11 protein-coding genes and 1 rRNA gene are annotated in these 9,420 nt (G+C 62.6%); 4 read left to right on the plus strand and 8 right to left on the minus strand.

Annotated elements, in window-relative coordinates; genetic code table 11:
• The first annotated feature begins 64 nt into the window (after positions 1 to 64).
• From C0Z19_RS13230 to C0Z19_RS13240, 3 genes are read left to right on the plus strand one after another with little or no spacing between them, the layout of a single operon-like run.
• Positions 65 to 1,324 (plus strand): M48 family metallopeptidase, encoded by a 1,260-nt coding sequence (locus tag C0Z19_RS13230; RefSeq protein WP_102610277.1) that lies wholly within the window; start codon positions 65 to 67, stop codon positions 1,322 to 1,324.
• Complete coding sequence (gene rsgA / locus C0Z19_RS13235) at positions 1,321 to 2,259, plus strand: ribosome small subunit-dependent GTPase A (protein ID WP_102610278.1); 939 nt, start codon at positions 1,321 to 1,323, stop codon at positions 2,257 to 2,259. The genes C0Z19_RS13230 and rsgA overlap by 4 nt, the downstream gene beginning before the upstream one ends.
• Positions 2,260 to 2,293: 34 nt before the next feature.
• On the plus strand, positions 2,294 to 2,629 hold the full coding sequence (locus tag C0Z19_RS13240) for a putative signal transducing protein (protein WP_102610309.1): 336 nt from the start codon (positions 2,294 to 2,296) through the stop codon (positions 2,627 to 2,629).
• Between the two features lie 36 nt (positions 2,630 to 2,665).
• Here the strand turns inward: C0Z19_RS13240 and C0Z19_RS13245 are convergent, their stop codons facing one another.
• The 6 genes from C0Z19_RS13245 to rpsP all read right to left on the minus strand — a co-directional run bounded on the left by C0Z19_RS13245 (position 2,666) and on the right by rpsP (position 6,855).
• Positions 2,666 to 3,604, minus strand: coding sequence for a CobD/CbiB family protein (locus C0Z19_RS13245; protein ID WP_102610279.1), 939 nt, complete (start codon positions 3,602 to 3,604; stop codon positions 2,666 to 2,668).
• A 114-nt stretch (positions 3,605 to 3,718) separates the two neighbouring features.
• Entirely contained in the window at positions 3,719 to 4,399 is a 681-nt protein-coding gene (locus C0Z19_RS13250) for a CoA pyrophosphatase (protein ID WP_102610280.1), read from the minus strand.
• 103 nt (positions 4,400 to 4,502) lie between these two features.
• Entirely contained in the window at positions 4,503 to 4,883 is a 381-nt protein-coding gene (rplS, locus tag C0Z19_RS13255) for a 50S ribosomal protein L19 (protein ID WP_102610281.1), read from the minus strand.
• Between the two features lie 143 nt (positions 4,884 to 5,026).
• Positions 5,027 to 5,818, minus strand: a complete 792-nt coding sequence (trmD, locus tag C0Z19_RS13260) for a tRNA (guanosine(37)-N1)-methyltransferase TrmD (protein WP_102610282.1) — start codon at positions 5,816 to 5,818, stop codon at positions 5,027 to 5,029.
• Positions 5,819 to 5,820: 2 nt separating this feature from the next.
• The gene (gene rimM / locus C0Z19_RS13265) at positions 5,821 to 6,510 is read right to left on the minus strand and encodes a ribosome maturation factor RimM (RefSeq protein ID WP_102610283.1); all 690 of its coding nucleotides are present in this window, start codon (positions 6,508 to 6,510) and stop codon (positions 5,821 to 5,823) included.
• A 90-nt stretch (positions 6,511 to 6,600) separates the two neighbouring features.
• Positions 6,601 to 6,855, minus strand: a complete 255-nt coding sequence (gene rpsP / locus C0Z19_RS13270; RefSeq protein ID WP_010091769.1) for a 30S ribosomal protein S16 — start codon at positions 6,853 to 6,855, stop codon at positions 6,601 to 6,603.
• A 219-nt stretch (positions 6,856 to 7,074) separates the two neighbouring features.
• Here rpsP and C0Z19_RS13275 point away from each other — a divergent pair, with 219 nt between their 5' ends.
• Positions 7,075 to 7,575 carry an NINE protein gene (locus C0Z19_RS13275; RefSeq protein WP_102610284.1) on the plus strand — a complete coding sequence of 167 codons (501 nt, stop codon included), beginning with the start codon at positions 7,075 to 7,077 and terminating at the stop codon, positions 7,573 to 7,575.
• On the opposite strand, the gene C0Z19_RS13280 is transcribed toward C0Z19_RS13275, so the two are convergent.
• The gene (locus C0Z19_RS13280) at positions 7,576 to 8,691 is read right to left on the minus strand and encodes a PA0069 family radical SAM protein (protein WP_102610285.1); all 1,116 of its coding nucleotides are present in this window, start codon (positions 8,689 to 8,691) and stop codon (positions 7,576 to 7,578) included.
• A 605-nt stretch (positions 8,692 to 9,296) separates the two neighbouring features.
• Positions 9,297 to 9,409, minus strand: a 5S ribosomal RNA gene (gene rrf / locus C0Z19_RS13285).
• Positions 9,410 to 9,420: the final 11 nt, after the last annotated feature.

A 9,420-nucleotide genomic window follows, 5' to 3' on the forward strand; every position in this document is an offset into this window, starting at 1 on the left:
CGGGGCACGCTCGCCAGATCCCACGAAACTTTATAATTCTCGCATAGTTACCTTGGACTTCCCGATGCCCGCTCTCGACTTCACCGTTCTGTTCGCCGTCCTGGTAGTCGCGATGGTCGCCACGAAACTGTGGCTGGCCTCCCGACAAATCCGCTTCGTGGCGGCGCACCGGGACGCGGTGCCCAGACAGTTCGCCGAATCGATCCCGATTGCAGCACATCGGCGCGCGGCTGACTACACGGTCGTGCGCACGCGCCTGTCGATGCTCGAAATCATCGTCAGCGCGGCGCTGTTGATCGGCCTGACGCTGCTCGGCGGCGTCCAGATACTCGATCGCCTGGTTTCCGCCTGGCTCGGCGAGGGGTATGCGGGCCAGATCGCGCTGGTCGCCGCCGTGGTCGTCGTGACGAGCGTTGTCGATCTGCCGTTCGATTACTACCGCCAATTCGTCATCGAAGAGCGGTTCGGCTTCAACCGGATGACGCAGGCGATCTTCTTTGCGGATCTGGCAAAAGGCGCCGCGCTCGGCGCCGCATTCGGGCTGCCGCTGCTGTTTGTCGTGCTGTGGCTGATGGGCCGCGCCGGCACGCTCTGGTGGCTGTGGGCCTGGGCCGTCATCGTCGCATTCCAGGTGCTCGTGCTCGTGCTGTACCCGACCCTGATCGCCCCGCTCTTCAACAAGTTCGAGCCGCTGGCCGACGAGGCGCTCGCTCAACGCATCGATGCGTTGATGAAACGCTGCGGCTTCGCGGCGAAAGGCCTGTTCGTGATGGACGGCAGCCGCCGATCCGCGCATGGAAACGCCTACTTCACGGGCTTTGGCTCTGCCAAGCGCATCGTCTTTTTCGATACGCTGCTGGCGCGGCTCAGTGGCGGCGAGATCGAGGCCGTGCTCGCGCACGAACTGGGACACTTCAAGCGGCGCCACGTCCTGAAACGCATGCTGATGGTGTTTGCGATCAGCCTCGCGTTGTTCGCTCTGCTCGGGTGGCTGAGCCAGCGCACGTGGTTTTACGAGGGATTGGGCGTGCGGCCGTCAATGACAGGCAGCAACGACGCCCTCGCATTGGTCTTGTTCTTCCTTGCGCTTCCGGTGTTCATGTTCTTCGTCACCCCGTTGGGCAGCTTGAGCTCGCGCAAGCACGAATTCGAGGCGGACGCGTTCGCGGCGAGTCAAACCGATGCACAGGAACTCGTGAACGCGCTCGTGAAACTGTACGAAGACAACGCGGCGACGCTGACGCCCGACCCTGTCTACACCGCCTTCTACTACTCGCACCCGCCCGCGTCGCAGCGGATCGAACGGCTGCTGCGGCACGCATGAGCGCGCGTTCCGCCAATGTGGCCAAGCGCGTCGGCGCCGCGCGCCTGGCCGGCCTCGTGATCGCAGCGCATGGTCGCCATTACTTGGTCGCGCCGGAACACGAGCCGCATGCGTTGCTGCAGTGTTTCCCACGCGGCAAGAAAAGCGAGGTGGCGGTGGGTGATCGCGTCATCTTCGAGCAAAGCTCAGCCGATCAGGGCGTCATCGTCGAGATCGGCGAACGCCGTAATCTGCTTTACCGTTCCGACCAATACAAGTCAAAGCTGTTCGCGGCCAATCTCGATCAGTTGCTGATCGTGCTGGCCACCGAGCCCTACTTCAGCGAAGACCTGCTCGGCCGGGCCCTCGTGGCGGCCGAAGCCAACGATCTGAAGCCGCTGATCGTGCTGAACAAGACCGATGTCAGCGCGGCGCTACCCGTTGCCCGCGAACGCCTCGCACCCTATCGTGCGCTTGGCTATGAGGTGATCGAGCTATCGATCAAGACTCGCCCCGATGAAGCGCGCGGCGCGCTGAACGAGCGGCTGCACGGCCATGCGACGCTTCTGCTCGGCCAATCGGGAATGGGAAAATCGACGCTCGTCAATCTGATCGTGCCGAACGCCGACGCCGCCACGCGCGAAATTTCGACGGCGCTCAACAGCGGCCGCCACACGACGACGTTCACGCGCCTGTATCCGCTGCCCGACGGCGGGGCCTTGATCGATTCGCCGGGATTCCAGGAATTCGGTCTTTATCATTTGACCGAAGGCACGCTCGAGCGCGCGTTTCCCGAGTTCCGGCCGCTGCTCGCACATTGCCGCTTCTACAATTGCCATCACTTGCACGAACCGGGGTGCGCGATTCTCGAAGCGCTGGCCGAAGGACGGGTTGCACGAGCGCGCCACGCGCTCTACGCACAGCTCGTCCACGAAGCAAGTCAGGTGGTGAGATAGCACGAGCGCCTTGATCGCTCGACCGGGAATGCGCATGCTGAAGCTGACTCAGGCACCGAACGTCGTCATTGGCCAACATTGGGTCAACCTGCTCGAAGCAGCGGGGATCGGCTGCGAACTGCACAACCGTTATCTGAACGGAGCGCTGGGCGAAATCCCTGCCGATCAATGTGCGCCCGAGCTATGGCTCGACGACGAGCGCGATGAAATGCTGGCCAGACGTATTCTCGATGCCGCGCAAAACGGGCCACCGCCCGGGGCGCGCCCGTGGCGCTGCCGCGCCTGCGGCGAAACACTGGAAGCACAATTTACGGCCTGCTGGCGCTGTGGGGCGGCACGGGAGTTGAACGACGATGGCGACACCCGCTAGAACCGCAAGGCGCCGCTTCGCAAGCTCGATTCGTTCTTACCCCAGCCAGACGGCAATCGTCAGCATGAGCAGCAGAATCATCCATAGGATAACGGCGCGCCAGACAAGGCCTACCGCCGACTGCAGCGTGCGCGGTGTGCAATCGTCACCGACAGGCATCGGGCCGCCATCCGGCGCGCCGAGGGCATCGAGGCTCGAGGGCTCGGCGAGCGGCCCGGCGAGCCGCGCCCCGAGCGCGCCGCTGCCTGCGGCGAGCAAGACGCCTTCATTGGCGTCGGGCCATTGGCGCGCGTGATTGCGCCACGCGTAGATGGCGTCTTCGAAATTGCCGACGATCGCGAAGCCGAGCGCCGTCAGCCGGGCGGGCAGCCAATCGATGACAAAGAACGCGGTGCGCGCGAAGGCGCCGAAAGCCGCCGTGCGCTCGCCAACCGCGACGCTCCAGCTGCGCGCGAGGTATTCCGAGATCCGATAGAGGACGGCGCCGGCGGGGCCGATCGGCACAAGAAACCAGAAGAACACGCCGAATACATGCCGATGCGAAGCGATGACAGCGTGAATCAACGTATGGCGCACGATCTCGACGACCGGCATATCCACGGTATCCATCCCCGTCCACTCGTTGAGGATTTCGCGCGCACGCGGCACATCGTCGTTATTGAGCGCGAGGTGAATATCGGTGAAGTAATGGCTGAACTGCCGAAAACCGAGCGTGAAATAAACGATGACGACGTTCCAAAGAAACGCCAGCACGAAACTGATTCGATAAAGGACGTAATAGATCGCCGCGACAGCAAGCGTCCAAGGCAACACGACGACGAGCCACGCGAGTAAGCCGTGTTTTCTCTTGCCGGCGTCGAAGCCCTGGGCGGCCGATTCCGCGTGATATTGCAGCAGCGCAAAGACCGGGTTGCTCTGCGAAAGGGCGCGCAGCTGTTCGAAAACGAGGGCCAACAAAACGGAGAAAAAGGTCATGCGAGGGACCGTGGCAATTCGAGTTTGTTCAATTGTCGTGTAACGATAGCACAGCGCGCGATGCTCGAATGCGCGCATATCGCGCGTGCGACGCGCGGACCGCGTCCGTCTCGGTTACGCGGCCAGGAAGCGATAAAAATTTCGCAGCATGCCCGCCGTGGCGCCCCAGATGAAATACTGCCCTCCCGCGGCCGGGCGCGGGTACGGCATCGCGAAAAAGCGGCGTTCGCCGCCCTCCCACCGCCACAGCCTGACTTCGTGATTGGCGGGATTCATCAAATACGAGAGCGGCACCTCGAAAATGTCGGCCACCTCGAGCGTATCGGCGCTCACCGTAAACGGCGAATGCACGAGCCCGACGACGGGGGTAACGCAAAAGCCGGTTCCGGTCAGATAGTCGGGCAGCGCGCCGAGCACTTCAACGCGCTCGGGGGCCAGCGCCACCTCCTCGTGTGCCTCGCGCAGCGCTGTGGCAACCGCATCGGGGTCGGACGGCTCACGACGCCCGCCGGGAAAGCTGATCTGCCCGGCATGATCGCTCAAGTGATCGGCTCGCTGCGTGAGCAAGACCGAAAGTCCTGCCTCGCGCACGATCAACGGCACCAGGACTGCGGCCGCCCGCGGATCACCCCGCTCGGGCGACAGCACTTCGAACGGCTCGGGTGCCCAGACGAGCCGCTGCGCAAATCGTTCGCGCAAGCCCGCCGGCGTCAACCGATGCGCGGCGACGCCTGGCAATCCGGCGCCGGTCGCTTCGACGGGAAGCACCTCGGGTTCGAAGACGGGGCGTATCAACGTGGCACTCGCGAAGTCATGGACGGATAACCGTCATTTTGATCCTGCTTCCAATAAACAAAAAAGCACCCGGGACGGGTGCTTTTTCTTACTGCTGTCACGCTTAGGAAGCCGCGCGGTCCTTCGAGACCAGCTTTTCCTTGATACGTGCCGACTTGCCCGAGCGCTCGCGCAGGTAGTACAGCTTCGCGCGACGCACATCGCCGCGACGCTTCACGACGATGCTGGCCAGCAACGGCGAGTACGTTTGGAACGTACGCTCGACGCCTTCGCCCGACGAGATCTTGCGGACGATGAACGACGAGTTCAGGCCGCGGTTACGCTTGGCGATGACCACGCCTTCGTAGGCCTGGACGCGCTTGCGGGTGCCTTCGACGACGTTCACGTTGACGATCACCGTATCGCCAGGGGCGAATTCGGGAATCGACTTACCGGCGAGCACGCGCTCGATTTCTTCCTGCTCGAGTTTTGCAATCAGATTCATTACTGACTCCTTATGCCATCTTGTCGGCGTTCTGCCTGGCATGCGTCATGAAGACGGTGTAGCCGGGCCCCGATAGAGGATGGGTTCACATCTGGCGCCGCATATGCGGCGCCGCCTGCGCCTTGCGCTCGGGAAGAAGGCCGCTAGGCCTTCGACGCCGCTTTCGCAAGACTTGCGAGCCATGCCTCGTCGGCACGGCTCAACATCTTGTTGCGCCTTGCGCGCTCGATCAGATCGGGCCGCTTGGCGAGCGTGTTTCTGAGCGCCTCTTTGCGGCGCCACTGCTCGATTTCGGCGTGATGCCCGCCGAGCAGCACGTCCGGCACGCGCACGCCCTCATACTCTTCGGGGCGCGTGTAGTGCGGACAATCGAGCAACCCATCGACGAAGCTATCCTGCAACGCCGACTGCGCATCGCCCAGCACGCCGGGCAACTGCCGCACCACCGCATCCATGAGCGCCATAGCCGGCAATTCGCCGCCGGAGAGGACGAAATCGCCCAGACTCACTTCTTCGTCGACACAACGATCGATCAGCCGCTGGTCGATCGCTTCATACCGTCCACACAGCAACACCAACCCGGGCTCTTGTGCAAAATGCATCACGCGGTCGTGATCGAGCGTGGCCCCTTGCGGCGACATCATCACGACGTGCGGCTGCGTGACGCCTTGGGCTTCCTGCGCCGCTTTGGCGGCACCGATAGCCGCCTCGAGCGGCTTTGCCAGCATGACCATGCCCGGGCCGCCACCATAGGGCCGATCGTCGATAGTGCGGTAATTGTCTGTCGTGAAATCGCGCGGATTCCACGTTCTCAAACCGAACCGCCCCTGCTTCGACGCTCGACTCGTGATGCCCCACTCGGTGACCGCGCGGAACATCTCGGGAAAGAGCGTGACGACATCGAACTGCATCGTGCGCTCCCTGGCGTCGACCATGCTCAGTAATCGGCTTCCCAATCGACGACGATACGCTTCGCCGCTTGATCCACCGTTTTCACATACACGCCGACGAACGGGATCAGCCGCTCGCCGGTAACCGGCTGTCCTTCCTTGCCCTGCGTCGGGTACTCGACACGGAGCACCGCATGCGAACCGTTGTCGAGCAGATCAACGACGGTGCCGAGCGCGACGCCCGCCTCGTTGACGACCTCAAGGCCGATCAGATCGACCCAGTAAAACTCGTCGGCGTCGAGCGCCGGAAAATCACGGCGGCGCACATGGATGCGCCAGCCTTTCAGTGCAAGCGCCTGATCGCGATCGGCGGAGCCACGCAACTGAGCCACGACGCTGTCGCCGTGGACCTTCGCCGCGACGACTGGCGCCGCCTTGAGCTCGCGCCCTTTGACGAGCCACCAGCATTGGGCGTTCGTCAGTGCATCGCCGCCTTGGCTTGCGTTGGCGTGCGCCGCGACTTTGACCCAGCCCTTCAGGCCATAGGCGTCGACAATAGCACCGACTTCGACTGCGTCTTCGGGCAGCGTCTCGACCGGCTCGATACCTGGCGTTTGTCCGGTGGCTGCACGCACTTCATTGCGCTCGACCGGCTTGCGCGTAAACGCGCCAAACGACACTGGCTGCCGGGACGCTGCTTTCGCCCGACCCGAACCGCCCGGATCACGAACGGACATCGATAAACCTCACAGTTGGCCGATCGCCTCGACCTGTGATCGATCGACGGGTACCACCCGCTATCGCGGCCGACATCTTGACACCGACGCTTACGCAGCCGGCTGAGCCTTTTGCGCTTGCTTCACGAGACGCTCGACGGTCGGCGACAACTGCGCGCCAACGCCTTGCCAGTATGTCAGACGGTCTTGAGCGATACGCAGCGATTCGCCCTTCGTGGCGACCGGGTTGTAGAAACCGACGCGCTCGATGAAACGGCCGTCGCGACGGTTACGCGAATCGGTAGCGACGATGTTGTAGAACGGGCGCTTCTTCGAGCCGCCACGTGCCAAGCGGATGATGACCATACTGTAATCCTTGAAATCCGGGGGTTCGGAACCACTGAAACGCTCGATTATAGCGGGAAACTGAAACCATAACAAACACTTACCTACCGGGCCGTGGGAGCGGGCCACCCAATGCCGGGATTCCGGCGAAATGCGGGCGTCCGACGACGTACAATGCGCGCTGGAGCGCCATACGTGCGCCCTTCATTCCGATGAACCCACGCCATTCGCCTTGAGGCTATGTCCACTCGCGCCTTCTCTACGCCCACCCGTTTTCGCTCCAAAACGCTCACCGCGCTACTGGCCTTCCTGTTCGGCAGTGTGGGGGCGCATCGCTTTTATCTATACGGCTGGCGCGACGTATTCGGCTGGGCCCATTTGATCGGCACGGCGCTCGGCATCCCGGGCGCACTGCTGCTCGTTGCCAGCGAGCGAGCATCGACACTTGGCTGGGTGCTCGTCGTGCCGGGTGCGGCATCGGTGCTTGCGGCGTTCCTCGCCGCGATCGTCTACGGGCTGCGCCCCGACCAGAAGTGGGACGCGCAATTCAATGCCGGGCATGTGGCTCAAAGCCAGTCGGGCTGGGGCGTGATTTTCGTCGTGATTTTTTCGCTGCTGATCGGAGCATTCCTGCTGATGAGCGGGCTCGCCGTCTCATTCCAATCCTACTTCGAGTCGCAAAGCGGCGTGGTCAACTCGCTGTCGCAATCAGAAGGCGCGTGCCCGGCGGCAATCGGTTGATCAGAAGAGACTCAATTGCGGACTTGGCGGCGGCGTCATCTCTGGCCGCTTGAAATGCGACATGTCCAGAATGCCGTGCCGCCGCGCGTTGAGGCCAAGCCGCTTCACGGCTTTGCCGAAACGCTGCTTGAGCAAATCCGCCCAGGCGCCTTCGCCTTTCATGCGGTGAGCAAACGACGAGTCATAGTCCTTCCCGCCCCGCATCTCGCGCACGCGCGCCATGACACGCTCGGCTCGCTGCGGGAAATGCGCCGCCAGCCAATCCTTGAACAGCGGCGCCACCTCCCATGGCAGCCGCAATACGATGTAGCTTGCGCTCGTAGCGCCTGCTTCGGCGCACGCTTCGAGCACGCGTTCGAGATCGGGCTCGGTGACGAATGGGATGACCGGCGCGATACTCACGCCAACCGGAATGCCCGCCGCGCTCAGTTCGCGAATCGTTCGCAGCCGCCGCGTAGGCGTAGCTGCGCGTGGCTCCAGCGTGCGAGCGATTTCCGCATCGAGCGTGGTGATCGTGACCGCCGCCATTACTTGACCACGGGCAGCCATCGGCGCAAGAAGGTCGATGTCGCGTTCGATCAACGACGATTTGGTGATTGCTGCAAACGGATGTCCGTGCTCATTGAGCACCTCGATGACGCGCCGCGTGAGCCGCAGTTCGCGTTCGATGGGCTGATAGGCGTCGGTGTTGACGCCGAGCGCGATCGGCTCTGGCGAATAGCCCTTTTTCGATATCTCATAGCGCAATAACTCCGGCGCGTTGATCTTCGCATAGATGCGACTTTCGAAGTCGAGCCCCGGAGATAATCCGAGATAGCTATGAGTCGGCCGCGCGAAGCAGTAGATGCATCCATGCTCGCAACCGCGATACGGGTTCAGGGAAACGCTAAACGGGATGTCGGGCGAAGCGTTCCGAGTCAGGATGCTTTTGGCTCGCTCCTCGAACACCTGCGTTCTGAGCGGCGCAGCGGGATCTACTTCGCACGCCGTTTCCCAACCATCGTCAACCCTTTCACGCTGATCGCGTTCGTAGCGCCCCTGCACATTGGTGACGGCACCACGCCCCTTCAGGGGCGTAGGTGGGGCAATAGGATATTCAGCTTCGCGATCGTCCATGGTCGGTACCACCCGGCACGCGGTGCCGGGCCGTCAAAAGCGAAGAAACCTGCCGGGAGATGGCCAGTTGAAAACCTCGCAGATCCATTTATACTGTATACATATACAGTACGTCAAGCCGATGCGTGAGCCGGCGCCCGCGCAGTCTGAAGCATGATCCGGTCAAAGCGAGCCACGCTCGGCTGCACGTTCGAGGGCTCTAGCGGGATCGACCCAACGCGACATCCGGCGCAAAGATGACAGCCAACGTTGTACGTTCGGGAATTCCGTTCATGTGCCTTGCGCGACGAAAATTGTGGGCGGCGCGCTATCGATTTAGCAACGGCCCGTGATGCGCAAACATCGTATCCCTGCGCGAGCAGCAGCGCCGGGAACTGCGCAAGACGATAGGTGGGCTGGTCGACGCCGGCGTTTCGTCGACAGAGCATCGTTTGGCGTGTTGCGCGACGAAGCTGTGCGGTCGCGCAAAGCACCCGCCCTCGAGAGGCGTTGACGCTGTCGGGGGTGGGTATGAGGATGCGATGCAAGAGCGAGGCTTGTGCGGCACCAAAGCACAAACCCCCGAGAGCGCTATGACTGTCGGGGGTTTGGGTGCTACTAGGGGAGCCTGACGATTACCTACTTTCACACGGGAATCCGCACTATCATCGGCGTGGAGTCGTTTCACGGTCCTGTTCGGGATGGGAAGGGGTGGTACCAACTCGCTGTGGTCATCAGGCATAACTTGTT

The organism is Trinickia soli (assembly GCF_002879855.1).
GTDB classification, from domain to species: domain Bacteria; phylum Pseudomonadota; class Gammaproteobacteria; order Burkholderiales; family Burkholderiaceae; genus Trinickia; species Trinickia soli.